Source organism: Gordonia aichiensis, from assembly GCF_039946255.1.
Taxonomy (GTDB): Bacteria; Actinomycetota; Actinomycetes; order Mycobacteriales; family Mycobacteriaceae; genus Gordonia; species Gordonia aichiensis_A.
On sequence record NZ_JBCDWL010000004.1, the window covers coordinates 1 to 22,849 of the forward strand.

The window sequence follows — 22,849 nt, forward strand, 5'->3', positions numbered from 1 at the left end:
GAGGTGCGGTCATCGTGATGACTCCGTTCGAGGATTCTGTGGAAGGTTGACTCGAAGGATCACACGGTGACCGCTCTCGTACCGAGCAGCTGGTCACCGCGGTTACACCACTCTAAGGGGCACTACCAGGACAAGTACCAGGAGGACACATCCGTGGCCAGGTGTAGCGGCATGCCACCACGATGGCGGAGCCACCGCGTGCCGACGGCACTCGACACGCCGACCGCCGCGGCGGCCTGCTCGCTGGTGACCCCCGTGGCGATCTGCTTCCAGAACAACCGCTCCACCTCACGACGGTGCGAGGGCCGGCCCGGCGACTTCAACGCCGACCTTCCCGTGAGCTCCTTCATCCATCCTGCAGGCCTACCCACAATCCACCTCCACTACCTGGGGTGTTGCGACGACCAGTTGAACCTGCCCAGTACACGGCGATCGCGTTCGGGCAACGTCTGGCCGAAGCCGGCATCGCCGCGTCGATCGGCAGCGTCGGCGACAGTTACGACAACGCACTGGCCGAGTCGGTCAACGCCGACTACAAGAACGAACTCGTCGACTTCGGGGCACGCTACCGCGGGCTGGCCGAACTGTCCCTGGCAACGGCCGAATGGGTCGCGTTCTACAACCGGGAACGCCCACACAGCTACTGCCAGGACCTGACCCCCGACCACGCTGAGCGACTCCACTACGCTCGAACGAGCTCCCTCAATCCGGAGGCAGCACTCAACAACTGAGCTCTCCGGAAAACCCGGGGTGGATCAGGGTGATGCCCGAGAACGAGGCCGGTCGCGCGGCGGTCTCTCGCTGGTTCGCCGAGACGCACGAGCACCTGACCACCGATGTCCTCACCGGGGGCCACGACGCGGTCCACGGCGTGGTGTGGAACTTCGACGAGTCGACACCTCATGTTCACTGGATGTGCGACACGTGGGCCATGACGTCGGTGCACCCCGGCGCCGTCCACCTGCACCGGGGCGAGAGCTTCGTGATCGACGAGCTGGACCTCGACGACGGTCTGGCCCTGGCACACCCGGAAGAACCCGACTGGACCACGTCCGCACGCGAGGTCAGCGACGTCACGATCATCGCGACCCGCGAGCAGCGGTCGTTCGGGCCGCTCACCGTCGCGAGCGTCTCGGTCGAGGTCACCAATCAGGTGGTCGGTTTTCTGCGCAAGGCCCTGTCCGGCGAGATCCTGGACTCGGTGCCCCTCGACCTCCCCGAGCACACCCTCACCACCCGCGCCGTGATGTACACGATCACCCCGGAGGCGATGATCGACGCCGGGATCGCCCTCGACAAGTTCCCCGGCGCCCTGCACGCGGCCGAACACGCCGCCATCGGCATGCTCGGCCTGGTCGCCACCTGCGATCGCTGGGACATCGGCGGCCTGTCCACGGCGCTGCACCCGGGCACCGGGCTCCCGACGGTGTTCGTCTACGACGGCTACCCCGGCGGCGCCGGCTTCGCCGACCGCGGCTTCGAGGCGTTCACCGACTGGATCTCGGCGACCGACGTCGCGGTCTCCTCGTGCAAATGCACGTCCGGCTGCCCATCGTGTGTGCAGTCCCCCAAGTGCGGCAACGGCAACGAGCCGCTCGACAAGGAGCACGCGATCAAACTGCTAAGGCTGATCGGCCGGCTGCACGAATAACCCGTCTTCGACGCATCCTCGTCGCTCAACTACGGTGCAGGCCGGCTTCCAGGGCATCGCGGGTCTGCATGGCCAACTGCCCCAGATCCGCATAGCGATCGGGTCGGATTCTCGACGACGGCCCCGACACGCTGAAGCAGGCGGCGACCCGGCGCGCCGGATCGCGGACGGCAACCGCCACCGACGAGATCCCGTCGTGCAGTTCCCCGTCGGTGATCGCGTATCCGCGCGTTCGGGTCTCCTCGACGTCGCGCCAGAGCGCTGCGGCAGTCACTTTGGTCTTCGCGGTCTGTGCGGCGAATCCACTGGTCAGATACCGGGCGATCCAATCGTCGTCCTGGACGGCCATGAAGGCCTTCCCGTTGGACGCGGCGTGCAGCGGAAGTCGAGTGCCGAGCGGAAGGAAGGCGCGCAGTTGATGAGCACTGTCGAGCCGTTCCACCAAAACCATTTCATTACCGTCGGGGACCGTGAGGTGGATCGTCTCCCCGGTCGCCAACTGGAGATCGTTGAGAATCGGCAGCGCTCGCAGGCGAAGACCGTTCTCGTTGGCGATCCGACTGCCGAGCGAGTAGGCCCGGGCGGTGATCATCCACGTCCCCGGGGTCGGCGCGGGACGCAGCCATCCGACCTCGGCGAGAGTCGCGAGACACCGCTGCACGGTGCTCTTTGGAGTCTCTGTCCGGCGCGCTAGTTCACTGAGGCCGACCGGCTGCAGTTCCGCCACCGCCTCGTAGATCCGGAGTGCGGTCTGAACACTCTTCATCATCGGTCCATTTTCTCTCATCGCTGGGAATGCATTGACCCTCAACACGCCCGTCGATACCATCGGTCCATATTGTAGACCGCTGGTCCATCTAGTGGACCAGCTAACCGAGGAGGCCCCTCTTGGCCGAGCCACTGCTGTCATCCCTCGCCCACGACCTCGGCCGGACGGCGGTCCGCGTGGGAGATCGCGAGCTTCGCCGAGAGGAGCTGATCGCGGCGGCCGGTGCCGTCGCGAAGCGGGTCGCCGGCCACTCGGCGATCGCCGTGCACGGATCGGCTTCTGTCGAGACCGTGGTGGCCGTCGTCGGAGGCCTGATGGCGGGCACTCCGGTGGTGCCGATCCCCGCCGACGCGGGCGAGACCGAACGTGCACACCTGCTCAGCGACAGCGGCGCCCAAGCTTGGCTGTGCGCTCCCGGAGTCGAGACGAGCCCCGTCGGCCTGGACCGATACGAGGTCGACATCACCGAACGGGGTGACGTACCGACGACGGAGCCCGATCCAGATCGCACAGCGCTCATCGTCTACACCTCCGGCACCACCGGTGCGCCGAAGGGCGTGCTACTGCCTCGATCAGCACTCGCGGCCTCCATCGACGGACTCGCCGACGCCTGGCAGTGGACCCCGGACGACACCCTCGTCCACGGCCTCCCGCTCTTCCACGTGCACGGACTGGTCCTTGGAGTACTCGGTGCGCTGCGGGTGGGCTCACCGCTGATCCACACCGTGCGACCGAGGCCAGAGGCCTACGCAGCCGCCGGGGGCTCCCTCTACTTCGGCGTGCCGACAGTGTGGAGCCGTGTGTGCGACGACGAATCCTCAGCTCAAGAGCTTGCCAAGGCCCGATTGCTCGTCTCAGGCAGCGCGCCGCTGCCCGTTCCGGTCTTCGACCGACTGACGAAGTTGACCGGCAAGCCGCCCATTGAGCGGTACGGCATGAGTGAAACCGTCATCACCTTGTCGACGCGATTCGACGGCGAACGGCGGCCCGGCTGGGTCGGCGAGCCGATTGCCGGTGTCCGCACTCGTATCCGCGGCAGCGACGGCGCACTCGTCGTACACGACGGCGAAAGCCTCGGTGAACTGGAGCTGAGCGGTCCGACGCTCTTCGCCGGCTATCTCTCGAACCCGACTGCGACGGCCGAGGTCACCACCGCGGACGGCTGGTTCCGAACCGGTGACATCGCCGCCATCGACGAGGGCGGGTTCCATCGCATCGCCGGTCGCGAGTCAGTCGACATGATCAAATCGGGCGGCTACCGGATCGGTGCCGGTGAGGTCGAGCATGCCCTCCTGTCCCAGTCCGGCGTCCGCGAAGCCGCGGTGATCGGGGCACCGGACGCCGACCTCGGCCAGCGCATCGTCGCCTACATCGTCGGAGACGGCGTCGACCCCAACGAATTGATCGACACAGTCGCCTCCAGCCTGTCGGTGCACAAGCGCCCACGTGAAGTGCGGATCGTCTCCGAGCTTCCCCGCAACGCGATGGGCAAGGTCCAGAAAAAGGTGCTGCTCAAAGACTTCTGACGTCGAGAGACGTCCTAGTCGTAGTCCTCGGTGAGGATCACCGAGGGGTCGATCGTGGCCAGTTCCCGCGCGGCGTTGTCGTAGAGTCCGGTCAGTACGTGCATGCTACGAACCACCTGCTGCAGGCGCGAGGTGACCTCGGTCAGTTCCGCCAGGTTCGTCGTCAGCGCCTGCCTGCGCAGGGCCGCATACCGATCAGAGACCGCGCGACCGGCATCGGTCACCGTGAAGACCGACGCCGTGCGCGCCTTGGTGCGTTCCAGCAGCCCGAGGTTCACGAGCTTCCGCAGACTGTATTGCAGATTCGGCAGGTCATCGCGGTTCATCAGCTGCGCAATCGTTGCGGAGTCCTTCGGACGTTCCTGCATGCGCACCACATGCAGTGCCACCACCTCGTTGAACGTGAGGTCCACGTCGCCGGCCACCCTGACCGCTTGGATCGCGAAGCGCTGAAAGCTCTCCGCGACCTGTAGCACCGCGAACTCGAAGTTGGTCAGCGCTTCTTCGTGCGTGTCTTTCGCCAGATGCCATTGCCTCCCCGCCGCGAGCGGGATCGGACGGTCCGCGTCTGCGGACCTCGAGCGAGGGTCATCATCACTGCTCTGCATCGTCACGCGCCTGACACTAGTCCCCGGCCCCCACGGTGGGCCGCCGACGTCCAACTCGCCGCGATCCTCCGCTCGCGCAACTGTAGAGGTAATCCATTGACTTTTCATGGATAATGAATACTATGGCCTGCAGCACATTCAAGGCGATGGGACAGTCCACATCACCACGCCGGTGCTCTCAGCCATCGACGGGCACTCGCCCGCACTTCAACTCGGAGGAATCCATGTCGAGTTCGACATCTGCCCACAGTGGCGGCTCGTCCGCCGTCACCCGTCAGTACGCGCCGTACGTCGAGGCCGACTGGGGCTACGCCAATCACTGGTATCCGGCTCTGTTCAGCCACGAGCTCGAAGACGGCTCAGCCAAGGGGATCACGATCGGTGGTCACGACATCGTGATCCGGCGGTCGGCCGGCAAGGCGTACGCACTGTCAGATCGGTGCATTCACCGCGGCGTCAAACTGTCCGCCAAGCCCATGTGCCTTTCCGAAGGCACCATCACCTGCTGGTATCACGGCTTCACCTACGGTCTCGACGACGGCACGCTGACCACGATCGTCGGCAACCCGGACGACTCCCTCATCGGACGGGCCAAGATTCGCACGTATCCCTCAGAGGAGCACAACGGCATCATCTACGTCTTCGTCGGCGACGAGGACTTCGGCACCCCGCCGCCGCTGGAGTCAGACCTGCCGATGCGCGTCAACAACGACCCCAACGACAATCCGGTCGCGCACCTGCTCGAGGAGGGTGTGCACATCCGTGGCATCCGACGCACGCTGGTGGGCAACTGGAGGCTGGCGGCCGAGAACGGCCTCGACCCGGGGCACCTCCTCGTCCACTGGGACAACACGATTCTTCTGGCGCTGAATCGCGCACTGCCGCTCGGCGTCAACGCCGTCGCAGACTCCGCGACCGAAGAGATCGATATCCCCGACGGCCCCAAGGGCGTGATGAACCGCTACGACCGTCCCGACCTGTACCAGCCGGTGTTGGAAAACCCCAAGGTGAACATGGAGGCCCGGGGCGGGGAGCAGCACTACTTCCGCACCTCGCTGTGGGTGCCCGGGTCTCTGATGGTGGAGCACTGGCCACTCACCGACCAGGTTCAGTACGAGTTCTACGTCCCGATCGACGACCACCACCACATGTACTGGGAGGTCATCGCGGTCCGTGCCTCGTCGCAGGAGGAGCGCGACAAGTTCGACTTCCAGTATGAGAACTTCCTGCAGCCGCTGGCCCTGGAAGGCTTCAACGACTCGGACGTGTTCGCCCGCGAGGCCACCGAGGAGCACTACACCCGCTTCGACGGCTGGAACAACGAGGTCCTCTGCGACATGGACTACTCGATCGTCGCGTGGCGCAAGATGGCCGCCCGTCACCTGCGCGGCTTCTTCGAATCCCCCTACCAAGACGAGGACTGAACGGTGACCGCAGTGACAGATCGTCCGACAGAATCCAGGGTCGGCAGCGGAGGCAGAGCGCGACTGCGCTTCACCGACACCGTCGTGGACATCGACGTCCCGGCGGGCGGCTCAGTCCTGGAGGCCGCCGTGCAGTCCGGCATCCCGATGGTGAGCCAATGCGAGGTCGGCAGTTGCGGTACCTGCATCGGTCGCATCGTGACCGGCGACGTCCAGATGCCCGAAGGAAAGGTCTGTGCACTGCGGTCCGCCGAGATGGCAGACGGATACCGGCTGCTCTGCCAGTCGCAGATCGACGGCGATGCCGAGATCGAGTTGGACTACTCGCAGGAAATGCTCTCGGCGCATCCGCGAGTCCAATCGACCGGCAAGGTCAGCAGGGTGTCCTGGCTCGCCGACACCGTCGTCGAACTCACGGTGAAGTTGCCGAAGTCCGCCAAACTGACGTTCCTCGCCGGCCAGTACGTCCGTCTGCGGGTTCCGGGCACCGACGAGTGGCGCTCGTACTCGATGGCGTCTGGCGAGCGGCAGCGAAAGCAGTTGACGTTCACCATCCGGGTGCTCCCGACCGGAGCGATGTCGAACTATCTGCGCACCAGCGCGCGGGTCGGGGACGCGATCGAGATCGACGGCCCGCTCGGAAGCTTCGGTCTCGCCGCCGACGAGGGCCCGGTCCTGATGATCGCTGGTGGCACCGGTCTCGCGCCGATGCTCTCGATGATGGACACCCTGCAGTTGCAACGCGACCGACCACTCCAACTCGTCTTCGGCTGCGTCCACGAGTCGGACCTTTTCCATCTCGACGAACTCGAAGCGCGGAAGTCCTTCATGCCGGACCTGTCGGTGCGGATCGTCGTCGACGAGGACTGCCAGTCCCCGGGCATCGTCGGCGGCGCCAATCCGGTCAGCGTCTTGCATCCGGACGACGTCGCCGACCCGCTCACCTCGGCGTATCTGTGCGGTCCGCCCAAGATGCTCGACGCGGCACGCGATCGCCTCATCGAGCTCGGGCTGCCCGCCGACCGCATCCACGCCGAACACTTCCTGCCGAGCTGACACCACAACCGGCCAGTGGCCCTTCCCCGGTCCCCTGGCCCGCTTCAGACAGAAGGAGAAACCTCCCCATGAGCATTGCCAGACTCGGTGCACTCGACGTCGAGGTCGCCGACCTCGAAGCATGGCACCACCTGCTGGTCGACCTGCTGGAACTGGAGGTCCGGCCTCGAGCGTCGGACGACGATCCACTTCTGGTCCGCATCGACGAGTACCACCATCGCATCGCGCTGCACCCGGGCACCGAAGACCGCATCCGGAGGATCACCTGGGAAGCGGACACCCTTGCGGAACTGCATGCGATCGCCGATCGGGTGAGTGCCGAGGGCGTCTCCGTCGACTGGACCGACACCTCCGACGTCACCAGTCGCAGCGCTGTCGAGGAGTTCACTTTCGTCGACGCCGACGGCTTTCCGAACGCGGTCTGGTTCGGTCCGACGGTCGACGAGGCGCCGGTGCGCACCGGATCGGTGATCTCCGGATTCGTCACCGGCGAGTTGGGCCTCGGGCACGTCGTCCTGATGTGCAAGGACTACCCGGCCGCCGTCGACTTCTATTCACGGGTACTCGGCTTCCGCACCACCGACTACATCGTGTGGGACGGCGCCGACGCGACTTTCCTGCACTGCAACGCCCGTCATCACAGCCTCGCGTTGATGAACGAGTGCTTCAGCTTCACCGGCGGCGACTTCAATCACTTGATGATCGAAACCGCCGACCTCGACGACGTCGGCCGCGCCTACGACCGCATCACGGCCGCGGGCATCTCCCTGCAGATGGACTTCGGGCGGCACACCAACGACGGCGTCACTTCGTTCTACTTGCGCACCCCGTCCGGCTTCGCCATCGAGATCGGTTACGGCGGCGAGCTCATCCAGACCGACGACTGGGTCGTGAAGACCTACCGGTCGCCGTCGCGCTGGGGGCACGAACCCAGTCCGACGCCGAAGGTCGCCGGAGCGCAGCCGTGACCCGAACCGTAGCGGGTGGAAGTCGCGAGGCTGTCGAGCAGTGCCTGGACCGGATCGCGGCCCGCGACGACGAGGTCCACGCGTGGGCGCACCTCGATCCGGTGCAGGCACGACGGGCCGCCGATCTGGTCGACCGGGTCGAGTCCGACGGTCGCCTCCTGCACGGCGTCCCCGTCGGACTCAAGGACATCATCGACACCGCCGACCAGCCGACGGCCTACGGCTCGAACGCCTGGGCCGGTCATGTCCCCGCGGCCGATGCGGCTGTCGTGCAGCGGCTGCGTCGGGCCGGCGCAGTGATCCTGGGCAAGACCGCCACCACAGAGTTCGCCACCTACCGACCGAGCGCCGCCCGCAACCCGCATCGGCTCGATCACACCCCCGGCGGCTCGTCGAGCGGCTCGGCAGCCGCCGTCGCCGACGGTCAAGTGCCGGTCGCAGTCGGCACCCAGACGGCGGGGTCGGTCCTGCGTCCAGGCGCCTTCTGCGGGGTGTTCACGCTCAAACCCACCTACGGACGGTGGACGTTCGACGGGACGCTGCCGGTCGCCCTGACCTTCGACACCCTCGGTGCCTTCGCGCGGCACCCGGCGTGGCTCGGCGCCATCGACACCGCGGTCGCCGAGCCCGCAGGCGTCGCGACGCTGCCCCCGACCGCGGGACTTCGGATCGGAGTGCTGCGCCCGCCCTGGGCCGACCGCGCCACCCCGGCCGCCGCGGCCGCTCTCGAAGGGGCCGCGGACACTCTGCGCGGCGTCGCCGCGGACGTCGTCGACGTGCCTGTCGACGCCGACTATCTAGCTCTCGACGAGGCACACACCCTCCTGATGGCCGCCGAAGCCGCGGCGGCGCTCGCCCCGATGGTGACAGGTCGGGAAAGCGATGTGGACCAGCAGACGCTGGCCTTCCTCGCTACCGGACGGGCAGCGCAACCTTCGCAGGTGCAGAAGGCCCGCGCGGTGATGCGGAGCGTCCGGGCCCTCGCCGCCCGACTGCTCACCGATGTCGACGTCCTGTTGACTCTCGCCGCACCGGGCGAGGCCCCACATGGACTCGACTCGACCGGCGACCCGGTCTTCAACAAGCTCGCCAGCATCGCCGGCCTACCCGCAGTCGGCCTGCCGGTGGGCCGCGGCGACGGTGGACTGCCCCTGGGCATCCAATTGATCGGTCCGGAACACAGCGACCAGTCGCTGGTACGGATCGCGTCCTGTCTGACCGACCGACATGAGGTCAGCCGATTCCTACCAAGTGACGAGGAGAGCTCATGACGAGGACCGCCCACCGATCGGGTCCGACGGCCCTGGACGCCGAGCGACGCGCGGCCTACGAGGCCGTCTGCGCCAAGCTGGATCCGGATCGGTTCCGTGACCTGCTGGTGGACCTGATCAACATTCACAGCCCGACAGGCGCGGAGCGACCGATCGCCGAGTACCTCGGCGATCACGTCCGCACCACGCTGGGCATGACCGGCGGCTATCAGCCGATGACCGAACACACCGGCAATGTGCTCGGCGAGTATCGGGGGACCGGCGGCGGCAGCAGGCTGCTGCTGTACGCACCGCTGGACACGCACATCGACCCCGACGCCGATGTGCCCTGGGTGGGTCCGGAGCTGCGGTCCGACATGCTGCCGCAGGCCCGGGTCGACGGTGACCTGGTGATCGGGCTGGGGGCGTCGAACCCGAAGTGCATGGTCGCAGGCATCACCGAGGTGACGCACGCCGTCATCGAGTCGGGCATCGAACTGCGCGGCGACCTGGCGCTCGGGTTCGCCGGCGGCGGCATGCCCGTCACGATGAGCGATCGGCAGAACGCCGGGATGAGCAGCGGCGTCTTCCATCTCCTCACCCACGGCGGGGCGCCCGATCACGCGATCGTCTTCAAACCCTGGTGGGCGGTGTACCCCGAGGAACCAGGCATGTGCTGGTTCAAGGTCTCGGTCCGCGGCACCTTCGGCTACGCAGGAATCAGCAGGGGCACCCCCGGCTTCCGCTCATCGATCGTGCCGGCGGCCACGGTGATCCAGGAGATCGAGAAGTGGCTGCCCGAGTACACCGCACGCAATACCTCCGGCAGCACGATTCCCGAGGGATGGATCTCCGCGGTCCGCTCCGGATCGCCGGACAAGCCGGCGTTCCCCTCGGCCACCACCGAGATCTACCTCGACGTCCGCGTCAACCCCCGCACCTCCCCCGGCGAGGTGCGCCATCAGTTCGGCGAGTTGATGACTGCGCTCACCGCGCGGCACCCGGAGATCGAACTCGACTGGGAGATGTACGGTTCGCTCCCCGGCGGCGCCACCGACCCCGACAACTGGATCATCCAGTCGTGCCGACGCGGCTGGGAGGACGTCGAGGGCCGTCCGTATGAGAGCACGCCGCTGCTCGGCGGACAGACCGACGGCACTCTCATCCGCCGCATGGGCATTCCCTGTGCTCGAATCGGCTATCCGTGGCCCCCGGAGACGGCGCCGGCCGAACTCAACGAAGGCCTCGGAGGCATGGGCGTCGCCTCGGTCTCCGACGTCATGACAGCAGTACGAGCGGTGGCTTTCGCCGTCGTCGACACCCTTACCCGCGATCGCGAAGAGGTTGGATTGTGAACAAGATTCTGAACATCGTCCCCGTCCCCGTCCCGGACGAGGCGCTCGCCGCCTTCGCCGCACAGATTCCCGACGACGTCGTCCATCCGGGCGTCGAGAACGTCTTCGTCTCTGCACGGGCCGGTGGGAGCACTCTCGACAGCGCCTACGAGACGACGCTCGCCGACGCCTTCGTCCTCGACGCCGGGTGCCGCGCGCAGGAAGAGGGCTATGCGGCCGTCTGTGTGAACTCGATGAGTGATTCCGCGCTGGCGGCGCTCCGCTCACGTCTCGACATCCCCGTAGTCGCACCGAGTCAGGCATCCATGCTGGTCGCCGCCCTGCTCGGCAAGCAGTTCTCCGTGATCACGATGTGGCCGGAGTGGCACGACCTCTACCACAAGGCGGCACGCGAACACGGTCTCACCAGCAAGCTCGCGTCTGTTCGCGACATCGGCGTCCCACCGAACACCGCCGAGTTGCTCGCAGGCAAGGAGGACTTCGTGTTCGGCGCCCTCGAGGAGCAGGCGCGCGCCGCGATCGACGAGGACGGAGCCGACGTCATCATCCTCGGCTCGACCACCATGCATCAGAGTCACGCCTACCTGTCCGAACATCTCGAGGTGCCGGTGCTCAATCCGGGTGTCATCGCCTTCCAGCTATGCCAGATGCTCGTCCTCGGCGATCTCTCCCACAGTAAGAAGGCTTATCCGTCGCCTGCCTTCGTGCAGGACGATCTCCTGTCTGCCGTGCCCGCCGGTCTGCCGGGCTGACACTCTCCTCCCTCGAAAGGACCTCACATGTCCCAGACGTCCACCGCACCGGCGAACCCCGAGCTCGGCAGCAGCATGCCGACGGGTGATTTCGTCACCAATTACCACGACGTCGGCACCGGTGAGCCGGTGCTGCTGCTGCACGGTTCCGGCGCCGGGGTCTCGGCTTGGGCCAATTGGCGTGGCCTCATCCCCGTTCTCGCCGATCGGTTCCGGATCATCGCCCCCGACCTCGTCGGCTTCGGTTACACGTCGCTGCCCGACGACCCTTCATTCCAGATCTTCGACACCTGGATCGATCAGATCACCGCACTGCTCGAGGGCCTCGGCATCACCCGCGTGCACATCGTCGGAAACTCATTCGGCGGCGGGCTCGCACTGCATCTGGCCACCCGGTTCCCGGACTTGGTCGGCCGGATCGCACTGATGGGGTCCGGTGGTGCGGCGATGGCGTTCACCGACGAACTCGATGCCCTGTGGGGCTACACCCCGTCGGTCGAGAACATGAAGACGATCATGGACATCATGGCGTACGACCGTTCGCTGGTCACCGACGAACTCGCCGAACTGCGCTACCGGGCGACGATTCGGCCGGGCGCCCAGGAAGCCTTCGAGAAGGTCTTTCCGCCGCCCCGACAGCGGTGGCTGGATGCGCAGATCGTCGATGACGAACTCCTCGCCGCGATGACCAACGAAGTCCTGATCCTGCACGGTCGCGAGGACGCCGTCGTGCCCCTCGCCTCATCGATGCACCTGTTCGAGACCATTCCGAATGCGCAACTGCACGTCTTCGGCAAGTGTGGCCACTGGACCCAGATCGAGCACGCCACCCGCTTCCAGCAGCTCGTCGGCCAATTCCTGGACGAGGCCATCGACCATGCTGACGGGCGGGCATCGAGCGGAAAGATGTCATGAGGATCGCCGTCGTCGGTGCCGGCGTGGCCGGGCTCTGTTCGGCGAAGGTCCTCACACAGTTCGGATTCGACGTGACGGTCTACGACCGCACGCCCGACGTTGGCGGCGTATGGAGCCGCACCCGCCGATATCCCGGGGTGACGACTCAGAACAACAAGGGCACGTACGCGTTCTCCGACTACCCGATGCCTCGCGAGTACCCCGAGTGGCCGAGTGGTGAGCAGGTGCAGCAATACCTCGCCGGCTACGTCGAACACTTCGCGTTGGCACCGAAGCTACGACTGGGCACCGAGGTCACCACCGCAACGATCGACGAGGGCACCGGGACCTGGACCGTCACGACTCGTGAGGTCGGTTCCGGCCTCGTCGAAGAGCAACGGTACGACCGTCTGGTGGTCGCCAACGGCATCTTCTGCGATCCGTTCGTGCCACCGTATCTGGGGGTCGACGAGTACGAGCAGTCCGGCGGACGCCTGTGCTCCGCGTCCGACCTCCACAGTCTGGAGGACGTAGCGGGCAAGGACGTTCTGGTCGTCGGATACGGCAAGTCGGCGTGCGATGTCGCGGAGGCGCTGAGTGAGGCCTCCAGGTCGACGACAGTCGTCGCCCGGGACGTCACCTGGAAGATGCCCCGGAAGCTCGGACACGTCCTGAACTACAAATACATCTTGCTGACTCGATTGAGTGAAGGCCTGTTCGAGCACATCGACCAACGCGGATTCGGACGTTTCCTCACCGGTCCGGGACGTTTCCTGCGCAACGGCCTACTCGGCTCCGTCCAGTCGATCGCGCAGCGCCAACTCCTTTTGAAGCAGGTCGGGCTGGTGCCCGAGGGCTCCTTCGAGCGGATCGTCCGGCACGCGGTGAGTCTGGCGACCGAGCAGTTCTACGAGAAGGTTGCCCAGGGAATCATTCGGGTGCGGCGAGGCACTTCCATCATCGCGCTGCACGAGAAGAACGGTGGGCCGGTCGCCGAGCTCAGCGACGGCGCACTTGTTCCGGCCGATGTCGTCGTGTGCGCCACCGGGTTCCAGCAGCGGGTGCCGTTTCTCACCGAGGACCTGCAGGACCGGCTCACTGACGCCGACGGGAACTTCGAACTCTATCGGCAGATCATGCCGCTGGATGTTCCGAACCTGTACTTCGTCGGTTACGGCTCGTCGTTGTTCAGTCCGATCAGCGCTGAGGCGGCGGCGCTCTGGACGGCGAATCACCTGCTCGGCGGTGCTGATCTGCCGCCGGTCGAGCAGCGTCGCGAATTCGTGCGGACGCGGTTGGACTGGATGATCGAACGCACCGAGGGCAAACCGGCTCGCGGCACCAACATCATTCCGTTCTCGCTACGGCAGATCGACGAGATACTCGACGAGATCGACGCCAACGTGGGTCCGATGACCCGGTTCATGCAGTGGATCCTGCCCGCGAAGCCGTCGTCGTACCGTCGTTCGACGAAGGCGCTCCTGAAACGACATGGGATCTCTCCCTGAGTGATCTCACTTGGCGCCGTCGGGGGTCGTCGACAGGGACTGCGGCCGCACTGCTCAATGGGACCAGGCGACTGCACTGACGAGGCTGACCGGGTGTTTGCCGCAGGGTGGCTGCCCGCGTCACAGGCGGGCTCGGCGTGCAGGTGATGCACGCCGAGCCTCCGCCGACGTCCGGTCGCCCGATGACGTCGACCGATCACGCCTGACCCGGCTCAACCGGCCCGGCCCGCGCAAGCGCCGTCGCCTCCCGAACGCCCCACCGGCCCAATCGAATCGTCACCGCCACGCGCAGCTGGACGTCGTCGCCGTCGACGGTGCACTCGACGACCCGCGGCGCTCCCTCCTGTCTCGCCGCCAACCGTCGCGCCTGCTCGCATCCCTCACCGCTGCCCGACACCTGAACCGATGCTCCCGCCAACGCCGCCAGGTCCGCCGCCGACTGCGCCCGATGTCGTGCCACCACCGCGCCCCCGATGTACAGAACCGCCACCAGCAGAACCGCCAACGCCGCGATCACCGCGGCCCCGGCGACCGTGGAGAAGCCGTCCTCATTCGCCGACCTCCGGCTCCCGCGCCGCAACTGCGCGCGCAGAGACCCGCACCATCGGCAGCAACGGAACATCCGACGACACCGTGACGACCACCGAATCCCCATCACCGCCCACCTCGATCCTCGCCCCCGACGGCGCCACCCGCGTCCCGATGCTGCGCGCCGATTCATCGCCCGCGGCCGCCAGACGAGCAACTTCTCGCGCCGCATCCGTACACCGAATCTGCACCGACACCCCCGCCACCGCTCCCACTCCGATGAGTAGAAACGCGGCGATCGCCGCCATCGCATACGCGGCCTCCACCGAGACCATCCCCGAATCGTCTCGCGACAGTCGGCGAAAGCACGCGAGGCACCGGCGCACCACGGATCAGCCCGCCGTCGTGCTCAACGCCTTGCCGATGATGCCGGTCAACGCACTCATCACCGAGTCGCCGGTGACCACCGTGTACAGCAGCGCACCGAAAGCAGCTGCCGCTATCGTGCCAATTGCGTATTCGGCCGTCGACATCCCCTCTTCATCGACGGCCAGCCGCACCGTGAGATCTCGGACCTCCACCCACCGGCGCCCCCACTTCGTCGTGACCACCATGACGTCCCCCTTCGTCATTCGGACTGTCGCCACCGCGCTGATGCCGGTGAACCCTGACACCTCTTAGACGCAGCGCACCCGCGCTCGGTTCCGAAGCGGTCCGCCCGGGCGTGTCGTCATCACGCCCCGCAGACGATCGAGCGCCCGAATCTGGCCGAGCACCAATCGGTGAATCCAGGCATGTGCAGAACGGTGACTCCGTCCTCGAGCGAGGGCTCCACCCGCCCCGTCCACGACCGTCCCGGGTGGTTTCCCAGCGCCCTCCCGACATTCCAGGTCAGGGTTCCCAGCGTCACGACGACTCCGTCTCCGGACGGCCCCCAGGAGGCAGTCCACTTCTCCACGTTCGTCGCGCCATCGGCGAGCGTGATCACCGCCGAACCGTCGGGATTCAGCGTCATCTGCCTGCCGTGCCCCGTCCATTCGCCGAAGTACTGGGACAGGTCGGCCTCGACCGATGTGGAGGTCCCACCGTCCTGGCTCGTCGAGGTGACTCCGGGCGGTGCGGTGACGGTCACGGTGGGTTGACCGCCTCGCGAACCGGACTCGGCGGCCGGGCCGATCGTCTCGGTGACGGTGACGACTGGCGACGATTCCGCCGAACTCGGCGACGATCCGTTCCCGCCGCATGCGATGACCCCGCAGGCCAGCATGGTCGCCACGGCCACGATCGCTCCCGAGCGGGTCACTTCGCGAACATTCATCTCAGCACTTTGCGCTCGTCAGCCTTCGCGGGGAAGGAACGGCGCGAAGCTTCTGCTGACCGAATGACCCCCGCGGAACGCTCCTTATCCGACCCACCGGATTACGCGGTCCATCCCTCACAGGCCGACGAGCAGCTCCGACGCGAGCCCGATGACCACCGGCGCGATGCCCAGGCAGACGAACGCCGGCAGGAAGCACAGGCCGAGCGGGCCGCTGATCTTCACCCCGGCGCGCTCGGCGGCCTCCAGTGCCGCGTTCTCGGCCCGTCGCCGCGTCGTCTCGGCGAAGCCCGCGACGGCTTCGGCCAGCGCCGCGCCAGCGCGCGAGGCACGTCGGATGAGGGCGGCGAGGTCGGCGAAACCGGCGGGCACACGGTCATCGGCCAGCCATGCATGATCGGCGTCCGACCCGAGCGCCAGCAGGTCGGCGGCACGCGCGAAGGGCCGCTGCAGCTCCGGCGGCGAGGCCTGCGCCGCGACTCGCGCGGCGGTGGCCAGCGGGAGTCCGGCGCGCAGACACACGGCCAGGGTGTCGTAGCCCGCGGCCAGGTCGAACGGGTCGGGCGGACCGACGCCGCCGCGCTCGACCGCCGGGCCGCCCGGACCGGTAAGCCGCGCCAGCACCCAGTCCGGTGGCGGCCAGATCAGCAGCGCCGCGGCCAGGAACAGCAACGCGACGGTCATCGCCCGACCGCCCGATCGGTGATGCGGCCGGCCCACAGCACCCCGACCACCGACAGCGCCGTGCCCGTCACCAGCAGAGCACCTCCGATCCCCGTCTGCAGCAGCACGCGTACGGGCGAGGCGCCCATCGCCTGCCCCAGCACCAGTCCCAACAGCGGCAGTCCGGCCAGCACCGCGGCGGTCGCACGCGGGCCCGCCAACCCGGCCCGGGTGCGGGCGGCGAAGTCCTGCCGGGCCACCAGATCGGCGCGGAGCGCGGCGAGGACCTCGCCCATCGGCAGACCGAACTCCAGCGACGTGGACCAGGCCTGCGCCAGCCTTCGCACCGGGCCGGGCCCGGCCGCCGACGCCGCACCGGGATCGCCGCCGAGCTCGGCGCGCGCCGCCATCCGCGCCAACTCCGGCCCCACCGGTCCGCCGGTCCCGGCGGCGGCCAGTTCGTCGGTGGCCGCCCGACAGGCGCGCGCCACCGGTGCGCCCACCGAGAGCTCGGCGCCCATCACCGCCAGCGCGGAGATCAGCGCCTCCGCGTCGCGGAGCGCCTCGACGTCTCGCCTCGTGCGCCGCCGCCGACCGTCGATCAGGGCCGCCACCATCGCCGCGGCCGCCCCGGGAGCCGCACCGAACAGCAGCAATGCCGCCGCCGGCACCGCCCACACCAGCCACCACGGGTCGAGCCGCCGTCGCGCCGCTGCCGGGACGCCGGCGATCACGTGCAGGCGGCGGTGCGACGGCGGTCGCGGCCACAGCACCGTCGCCCCGGCCAGTGCGAGCAGGACCGCCGCCGTCGTCATCGCCGACTCGCGATCAGGTCGTCGAGCCGGGCGCGGCGATCGGTGAACCCGGCCGCCCGACTCCACACCGGCACCACCCGGACGAGGCCGTCACCGTCGCGCTCCACCAGCCCGATCGCCGTCAACGAACGATGGCGCGCGTCGTCGCGGGAGACCCCGAGGATCACCTGGATCGCGGGCCCCAGCTGACTGTGCAGCGCGGTGCGGCCCATGCCGCCCAACGCGGCCAGGGCCTCCATCCGCGCAGGCACCTCGGCGATCGAGTTGGCGTGCAGGGTGCCCGCGCACCCGTCGTGCCCGGTGTTCAGGGCGGTCAGCAGGTCGATGACCTCGGCTCCGCGGACCTCGCCGACGACGATCCGATCGGGCCGCATCCGCAACGCCTGCCGCACCAGGGTCCGCACGGTGACCTCACCGACTCCCTCGACGTTGGCGGCGCGCGCCACCAGTCGCACCACGTGCGGATGATCCGGGTCGAGTTCGGGGGCGTCCTCCACACAGAGGATCCGGTGCGCCGGATCCACCAGCCCGAGCAGGCTGCTGAGCATCGTCGTCTTCCCCGCACCGGTGCCGCCGACCACCAGGAACGCCAGTCGGGCGGCCACGACGTCCGACACCAGCGCGGCGACCTCGTCGCCGATCGCACCGCGGGCGACCAGCGACGCGAAGTCGTGGGTGGCGCTGCGCAGGACGCGAAGCGAGATGCAGGTCCCGTCGGGCGCCAGCGGCGGGATCACCGCGTGCAGGCGCACCTGGAAGCCGCTGCGCCCCACTCCGGTCAGACGGCCGTCGACCCAGGGTTGCGCGTCGTCGAGGCGTCGGCCCGCACTGAGCGCCAACCGTGCGGCCAGCCGCCTCACGCCCTGCTCGTCGTCGAATTCGACGTCGGTGAGCTCCAGTCCGCGGCCGCGGTCGGCCCAGACCCGCCGCGCCCCGACGACCAGGACGTCGGTGACCGCCGGATCGGCCAGCAGCCCCTCCAGACGGCCGACGCCGACCATCTCGGTCTGCAGATACCGCAGCGCCGCCAGCAGATCGGTGTCGCCGAGCAGCCCGCCGGACTCGGCGCGGATGGCCTCGGCGATCACCGCCGGCCCGGGCGCCTGACCGCCCGCCTCGGCCGCCAGCCTGCGCCTCACGCGGTCGAGCAGATCGGGATCGGCTCCGGTCACGGCGCACCGACCAGGGCGCGCTCGCACACGGCCTCGGCCGCCCGGGCCAACGGGGAGAAGCGCCCCAGCACCAGTCCGCGGCTCTCACAGCGGGCCGGCAGTCCCGGGTCGAGTCGGCACGCGGTCAGCAGCGGCAGTCCCACCGCCTCGGCGACCTGCCGGGCCCCCAGACCGCTCGGCGACGGCCCCCGGACCACCAGCACCGACCGTCGGCCGACCAGCAGGCGCGCGACGGTCCGCCGGGTGGCGGCGACCGCGGGCACCGTCGCTGTCGTCACCACGACCACGAGGTCGACCGAGTCGAGCACGCCCGCGCTCACCGGCCCGGGTTCACGGCCCACATCGGCGACCACGACGTCGCCGGCCCGCCGCCCGGCATCGAGGGCGGCCATCACGGTGTCCGGCCGCAGCGGTTCGGGATCGTCGCGCCGCCCGGTGAGCACGCCCACGCGCCGCGACCGCGGCACCGCGGCCCGCAGCGCCGTCCCGTCCAGCGCACCGGTCTCGCCCTGCACATCCGGCCACCGCAGCCCGGGCTCGGCCTCCACCCCGAGCAGCAGGTCGGCTCCCGCGCCGGCCTGGTCGACGTCGAGCAGCAGGACGTTCGCCGATCTCGCCGCCGTCAGCGCCACCGCGGCGGCCAGGGTGCTGGCGCCGGCCCCGCCGTGCCCGGGCACCACCGCGACCGCTCCGGCGGAGTGGCGCCTGGGCTCGCGAACCCGCGACAACGCGGCGACCAGCGCATCCTCCTCGTCGGGCAGGACGAAGCCGCCGTCGGCGCCGAGGACCAGACCCGACCGCCACAGTCGTCCGTCGGCCGCGGCGCCGCCGACCGCGAAGAGAGCGTCCCGGTCCGGGAGCGCGGTCCGCGCGAGGTGTTCGAGCGCCCGGCGGTCGGCCGCGACCGCGGTCGCCCGCAACCACTGCTGCCTGCAGTCCGCGGCCTCCCCGACCACCATCTCGTACCCCGCCGCGGCGCTGCACCGGGCCAGATCGTCGTGCAACTGCTCGTCGGCCAGGACCAGAAGTACTTCCCCCATGCCCCGATCCTGCGCCACGGCAGCGGCTCAGGGAACTGCGTTGTCCACAGATTCGACGGGGTTGTCCACAGGCTCGGCGAGGCCGCCTAGCCGGTGAACGGCGGCACGAACTCGCAGGGCACCTTCACCGGATGCGCCGGATCGAGGGCGTTGAGGACCATGTACGCGGCGCGGCGCGAACCGGCGATCGCGAGGTGATCGCTGTAGTCCTGCGCGCAGGTGTCCTGGACGACGATGTTCTTCACGGTCTCGCCCTTGCGTCCGGGCACGTAGCCCGCGGTGTACGGCACGACGAGCTCGTCGTAGCGGGTCATGATGTTGGTGTAGGCGACGCCCTTGACGTACGGGCTGCCGCCGCGCCAGATCTTCTGGTTCATCGACGATCCGGGCAGCATTCCGCCGCAGCCGATGCACATCGGCATGGGCACATCGCCCAGCGCTCGCCCGAACGCCTCGCCGACCGGGCCGGTGGAGCCGGTCCCCTTCCACAGCGGGGCCAGCGAGACGTAGTTGGTGACCTTGTCGGCGCCACCGAGGTACTTGAGGTAGTACGTGGGCATATACGTGCCCTGGGAGTGACCGACCAGGTCGACGGTCTGCGCGCCGGTCGCGGTCCGGACCCGGTCGACGAACTTCGCCAACTGCGCGGCACTGACGTCGATGCGGTCCATGCCACCGATGGCGGTGAACGGCCACGGCAGCCCGGGCAGTGCCCCGTAGGTGAGGGCGAAGACGCAGTAGCCGCGGTTCTTGAGCATCGGGACGTAGGCGCCCCAGTTGGTGGTGCGCGCACCGCCGGTGCCGTGGACCAGCACCACCGGCCGCGGATGCTCCGGGCTCGGCTTGCACGTGAAGTCGTTCGAGCCGGGCAGGGAGCCGCCCGGATGCTGCAGTTCGTACGGGATGCCCGCGAAGAAGTTGAAGTCCTCGGGCAGCTTCGGTTCGGCGCCGGCCGGCGCCGCGACGACGGTGAGGACTCCGAGCAGCGCCGCGCACAGCGCGAGCGTGAGCCGGACAGCTGACTTCATCTGGGATCCCCCTGGGTGCCTGGCGGTGAGAAGCGCCCGGTCGGGCGCCCGTCGCGACTGAAACTACCGCCAAGACTCGGCCGATATGAGATGATCGGAGAAATTCGTCTCGGCACGCCGCGCTGCGAGAGCCGCACGGAGCTCACGCAGGTGGACTGAAGGCCAGAAAAGGGCCCAGAATAGAAGACGACCCCGGCCAGGGGGGAGGAGGCCGGGGTCATCAGCGTTTCAGCCCCGGGGGGTCGGGCTGAAAGCTACCGGCGTAAACCGGATAATTACAAGCTACACGCGCGGACGCGAACATTGCAATACCAACTATCTCCGGAGGGGTGTTTCCTCCGTCACACTTCGCCCAGAGCTCTGGTCGTCGTAGGATTCTCGCTGTGACCTCGACGTCGTCTCCCGAATCGGACGCCGTGCCGTCCTCCCCGATCGCCGCGTTCTTCGACCTCGACAAGACCGTCATCGCACGCTCGAGCGCCCTGGCCTTCACCAGACCCTTCTTCGACGGCGGCCTCCTGACCCGCCGGGCGATGCTCCGCTCGGCCATCGCGCAACTCCAGTTCCTGCTGACCTCCGCCGAAGCCGACCAGGTGGAACGGCTGCGCAGACACGTCACCGACATGTGCCGCGGCTGGGACGCCGCCCAGGTGCGCGAGATCGTCGCCGAGACCCTCGACGACGTCGTCCGCCCGTCCGTCTTCAGCGGGGCCGCCGAACTGATCGATCAGCACAAGCATGCCGGGCACGACGTGGTCCTGGTGTCGGCGTCGGGCATGGAGATGGTCGAACCCATCGGCGCCCTGCTCGGCGCCGACCACGTCCGCGCCAGCCTCATGCGCATCGAGGACGGCCGCTACTCGGGAGAGCTCGACTTCTACTGCTACGGCGAGAACAAGGCGGTCGCGATGCGCGACCTCGCCGACGAGTTCGGCTACGACCTGGCCGAGTGCTACGCCTACTCCGATTCGAGCACCGACCTGCCGATGCTGCAGGCGGTCGGACACCCGAGCGTGGTCAATCCGGACCGGTCGTTGCGCCGCCACGCGAGCGAGAACGGCTGGGAGATCCTGGACTTCCCCAATCCACTGCCGCCGCCGGCATGGGCGTCGCGACCGGCACTGACCCGAACGGCATTGTGCGCCACCGGGATCGGCGCCGCCGCTGCGGCCGCCGTAATCTACCAGCTGCGCCATTCCAGAAACACCAGGTCAGCGGCGGCCTGATCGATTCCGCCGAAGGGGTTGCTGTGATCGCCGTCACCATGTACAAATGAGTTACGGAACCCCGGACGGCAAAACTTCTCCCGGAAGAGAAGGGCAGAAGTCCCCGGATCGGCAAGTTCCCAGCACGGGCGGCTAGCATCCACGCGGAGCGCGCCGCATTGGCACAAGTGTTGTGCGCCTGCGATATTGCGGGCATTATTCGCGACTCCCGCAGGTCCAGCATCTGCCTTCGAGTCACGACGAGATGCCAGCTCTCCCTCGCCGAGGCGAATCCCACAACCCACATATGCACGCATTGGTATCTGGAAGTCCGTGCTTGCGGGCGGCAATCCGAACCGGTTAACCGGTCGGGAGGCCGCCCGCATATATGTGTGCCTGGGGTCGGTGCCCCACCGATCGCCCGCGGACCTAGTGTCCTACTGAGCGCGCGCCGCGTCGGCGATCGACTTCGCCTCGGCTGCTCCGGCCTCCATCCCGTCACAGCACAGGACGATCCACGCCGCCAGCGCCTCGGGATCGCCGGTCGCGAACTGCGCCGACAACTCGCGATACTCCCCGAGCCGCTTGAGCCAGTGCACCTCCGGTACGCCGAGCAGATGGGGATCGAGACCGGTCGTCGCCGACACCAGCCGCGACGCCGCCCGCGCGACCACGCCGTTCGCCTCGACGAAGGGCGCCAGCACCAGCAGTTCGCCGTGAACGACGGCGGCGAGCACCGGCGCGGGGGCCGACGTGCCACCGGTGATGAGCTGGCCGAGCAGATCGAGCCGCTGCGCGATGTGCGGTTCCGATCGCGGCCGCCCGAGCAGGTCACGGTCGTCGACCAGATCGGCGGCGGCCAGGGTGTGCAACCGCGCCAACGACTGCGCCGGCGCCCGCCGGAAGACGGCGACCGCCTGATCGAGCGTGTCGCTGTCGAGCGACTGCGCGACGCGGATCGCGCCCGCGGCCACCGGATCGCCGAGGTCCTCGCGCGAGATGTCGGTGGTGCCGCCGTCCATCGCCGCCGACAAGCGGCCGGCGCGCCACGACGCCTCCCGCGACGTCTTGTCCCACTGCCGCATGTTGATCGGGTGCCGGTGCGCGGCGCTGACCGCATCACGCGCCCGGTCGGAGGCTTCGCGCACCCCGGGCAGAACGAGCAGGGGCGCCAACGGATCTTGACTCACCCGATCAACAGTAGTCGGCCCGGTTCGCGGGCACCCGGCCCCGCGTCCGGGATCCCCTCCGCGATCCGACTGCCGTCGGTCGCTGACGATCGACCGTTCGTCGCTCGCAACCCGCATGCAACCGTCCCG

General features: G+C 68.4%; 22 protein-coding genes and 3 pseudogenes. 12 read left to right on the top strand and 13 right to left on the bottom strand.

What is annotated here, in order from left to right:
• Positions 1-125: 125 nt before the first annotated feature.
• A pseudogene (locus AAFO60_RS06370) lies at positions 126-350 on the bottom strand (IS30 family transposase); the annotation flags it as partial.
• Between the two features lie 79 nt (positions 351-429).
• Between AAFO60_RS06370 and AAFO60_RS06375 the strand changes: the two are divergent.
• Positions 430-650 (top strand): annotated as a pseudogene (locus AAFO60_RS06375) (integrase core domain-containing protein); the annotation flags it as partial.
• Positions 651-928: 278 nt separating this feature from the next.
• Positions 929-1,651: pseudogene (locus AAFO60_RS06380) on the top strand (Zn-binding domain-containing protein); the annotation flags it as partial.
• Between the two features lie 25 nt (positions 1,652-1,676).
• On the opposite strand, the gene AAFO60_RS06385 reads toward AAFO60_RS06380, so the two are convergent.
• On the bottom strand, positions 1,677-2,420 hold the full coding sequence (locus tag AAFO60_RS06385) for an IclR family transcriptional regulator (RefSeq protein ID WP_347955338.1): 744 nt from the start codon (positions 2,418-2,420) through the stop codon (positions 1,677-1,679).
• A 119-nt stretch (positions 2,421-2,539) separates the two neighbouring features.
• Here AAFO60_RS06385 and AAFO60_RS06390 point away from each other — a divergent pair, with 119 nt between their 5' ends.
• Positions 2,540-3,946, top strand: coding sequence for an acyl-CoA synthetase (locus AAFO60_RS06390; protein ID WP_347955339.1), 1,407 nt, complete (start codon positions 2,540-2,542; stop codon positions 3,944-3,946).
• A 14-nt stretch (positions 3,947-3,960) separates the two neighbouring features.
• Here AAFO60_RS06390 and AAFO60_RS06395 read toward each other — a convergent pair whose 3' ends face one another.
• The gene (locus AAFO60_RS06395; protein ID WP_347955553.1) at positions 3,961-4,554 is read right to left on the bottom strand and encodes a winged helix DNA-binding protein; all 594 of its coding nucleotides are present in this window, start codon (positions 4,552-4,554) and stop codon (positions 3,961-3,963) included.
• 224 nt (positions 4,555-4,778) lie between these two features.
• Here AAFO60_RS06395 and AAFO60_RS06400 point away from each other — a divergent pair, with 224 nt between their 5' ends.
• The 8 genes from AAFO60_RS06400 to AAFO60_RS06435 all read left to right on the top strand — a co-directional run bounded on the left by AAFO60_RS06400 (position 4,779) and on the right by AAFO60_RS06435 (position 13,761).
• On the top strand, positions 4,779-5,978 hold the full coding sequence (locus tag AAFO60_RS06400) for a Rieske 2Fe-2S domain-containing protein (protein ID WP_347955340.1): 1,200 nt from the start codon (positions 4,779-4,781) through the stop codon (positions 5,976-5,978).
• Positions 5,979-5,981: 3 nt separating this feature from the next.
• A complete protein-coding gene (locus AAFO60_RS06405; RefSeq protein ID WP_347955341.1) occupies positions 5,982-7,034 on the top strand; it encodes a 2Fe-2S iron-sulfur cluster binding domain-containing protein in 1,053 nt (350 codons plus the stop codon).
• 68 nt (positions 7,035-7,102) lie between these two features.
• Positions 7,103-8,002, top strand: coding sequence for a VOC family protein (locus AAFO60_RS06410; protein ID WP_347955342.1), 900 nt, complete (start codon positions 7,103-7,105; stop codon positions 8,000-8,002).
• Positions 7,999-9,273, top strand: coding sequence for an amidase (locus tag AAFO60_RS06415; protein ID WP_347955343.1), 1,275 nt, complete (start codon positions 7,999-8,001; stop codon positions 9,271-9,273). Before AAFO60_RS06410 ends, AAFO60_RS06415 begins: the two co-directional genes overlap by 4 nt.
• A complete protein-coding gene (locus AAFO60_RS06420) occupies positions 9,270-10,607 on the top strand; it encodes a M20 family metallopeptidase (RefSeq protein WP_347955344.1) in 1,338 nt (445 codons plus the stop codon). The genes AAFO60_RS06415 and AAFO60_RS06420 overlap by 4 nt, the downstream gene beginning before the upstream one ends.
• Entirely contained in the window at positions 10,604-11,359 is a 756-nt protein-coding gene (locus tag AAFO60_RS06425) for an aspartate/glutamate racemase family protein (RefSeq protein ID WP_347955345.1), read from the top strand. Before AAFO60_RS06420 ends, AAFO60_RS06425 begins: the two co-directional genes overlap by 4 nt.
• Before the next feature lie 27 nt (positions 11,360-11,386).
• A complete protein-coding gene (locus AAFO60_RS06430) occupies positions 11,387-12,274 on the top strand; it encodes an alpha/beta fold hydrolase (RefSeq protein ID WP_347955346.1) in 888 nt (295 codons plus the stop codon).
• On the top strand, positions 12,271-13,761 hold the full coding sequence (locus AAFO60_RS06435; protein ID WP_347955347.1) for a flavin-containing monooxygenase: 1,491 nt from the start codon (positions 12,271-12,273) through the stop codon (positions 13,759-13,761). The genes AAFO60_RS06430 and AAFO60_RS06435 overlap by 4 nt, the downstream gene beginning before the upstream one ends.
• 196 nt (positions 13,762-13,957) lie before the next feature.
• Here AAFO60_RS06435 and AAFO60_RS06440 read toward each other — a convergent pair whose 3' ends face one another.
• The 9 genes from AAFO60_RS06440 to AAFO60_RS06480 form a co-directional block, all read right to left on the bottom strand.
• Positions 13,958-14,383 (bottom strand): Rv3654c family TadE-like protein, encoded by a 426-nt coding sequence (locus AAFO60_RS06440; protein ID WP_347955348.1) that lies wholly within the window; start codon positions 14,381-14,383, stop codon positions 13,958-13,960.
• Entirely contained in the window at positions 14,310-14,624 is a 315-nt protein-coding gene (locus AAFO60_RS06445; RefSeq protein WP_347955349.1) for a TadE family type IV pilus minor pilin, read from the bottom strand. Before AAFO60_RS06445 ends, AAFO60_RS06440 begins: the two co-directional genes overlap by 74 nt.
• A 57-nt stretch (positions 14,625-14,681) precedes the next feature.
• Positions 14,682-14,903, bottom strand: coding sequence for a DUF4244 domain-containing protein (locus AAFO60_RS06450; protein ID WP_347955350.1), 222 nt, complete (start codon positions 14,901-14,903; stop codon positions 14,682-14,684).
• A gap of 119 nt (positions 14,904-15,022) precedes the next feature.
• A complete protein-coding gene (locus AAFO60_RS06455; protein WP_347955351.1) occupies positions 15,023-15,607 on the bottom strand; it encodes a hypothetical protein in 585 nt (194 codons plus the stop codon).
• A gap of 117 nt (positions 15,608-15,724) precedes the next feature.
• On the bottom strand, positions 15,725-16,291 hold the full coding sequence (locus tag AAFO60_RS06460; protein ID WP_347955352.1) for a type II secretion system F family protein: 567 nt from the start codon (positions 16,289-16,291) through the stop codon (positions 15,725-15,727).
• Positions 16,288-17,085 carry a type II secretion system F family protein gene (locus AAFO60_RS06465; RefSeq protein WP_347955353.1) on the bottom strand — a complete coding sequence of 266 codons (798 nt, stop codon included), beginning with the start codon at positions 17,083-17,085 and terminating at the stop codon, positions 16,288-16,290. Before AAFO60_RS06465 ends, AAFO60_RS06460 begins: the two co-directional genes overlap by 4 nt.
• Positions 17,082-18,257 (bottom strand): TadA family conjugal transfer-associated ATPase, encoded by a 1,176-nt coding sequence (locus AAFO60_RS06470; protein ID WP_347955354.1) that lies wholly within the window; start codon positions 18,255-18,257, stop codon positions 17,082-17,084. Before AAFO60_RS06470 ends, AAFO60_RS06465 begins: the two co-directional genes overlap by 4 nt.
• The gene (gene ssd / locus AAFO60_RS06475) at positions 18,254-19,297 is read right to left on the bottom strand and encodes a septum site-determining protein Ssd (protein ID WP_347955355.1); all 1,044 of its coding nucleotides are present in this window, start codon (positions 19,295-19,297) and stop codon (positions 18,254-18,256) included. The genes AAFO60_RS06470 and ssd overlap by 4 nt, the downstream gene beginning before the upstream one ends.
• A gap of 86 nt (positions 19,298-19,383) precedes the next feature.
• Complete coding sequence (locus AAFO60_RS06480; protein ID WP_347955356.1) at positions 19,384-20,325, bottom strand: esterase/lipase family protein; 942 nt, start codon at positions 20,323-20,325, stop codon at positions 19,384-19,386.
• A gap of 383 nt (positions 20,326-20,708) precedes the next feature.
• Between AAFO60_RS06480 and AAFO60_RS06485 the strand changes: the two genes are divergently transcribed.
• Positions 20,709-21,551 carry an HAD family hydrolase gene (locus tag AAFO60_RS06485; protein WP_347955357.1) on the top strand — a complete coding sequence of 281 codons (843 nt, stop codon included), beginning with the start codon at positions 20,709-20,711 and terminating at the stop codon, positions 21,549-21,551.
• A gap of 416 nt (positions 21,552-21,967) precedes the next feature.
• Here the strand turns inward: AAFO60_RS06485 and AAFO60_RS06490 are convergent, their stop codons facing one another.
• On the bottom strand, positions 21,968-22,720 hold the full coding sequence (locus tag AAFO60_RS06490; RefSeq protein ID WP_347955358.1) for an oxidoreductase: 753 nt from the start codon (positions 22,718-22,720) through the stop codon (positions 21,968-21,970).
• Between the last annotated feature and the right edge of the window lie 129 nt (positions 22,721-22,849).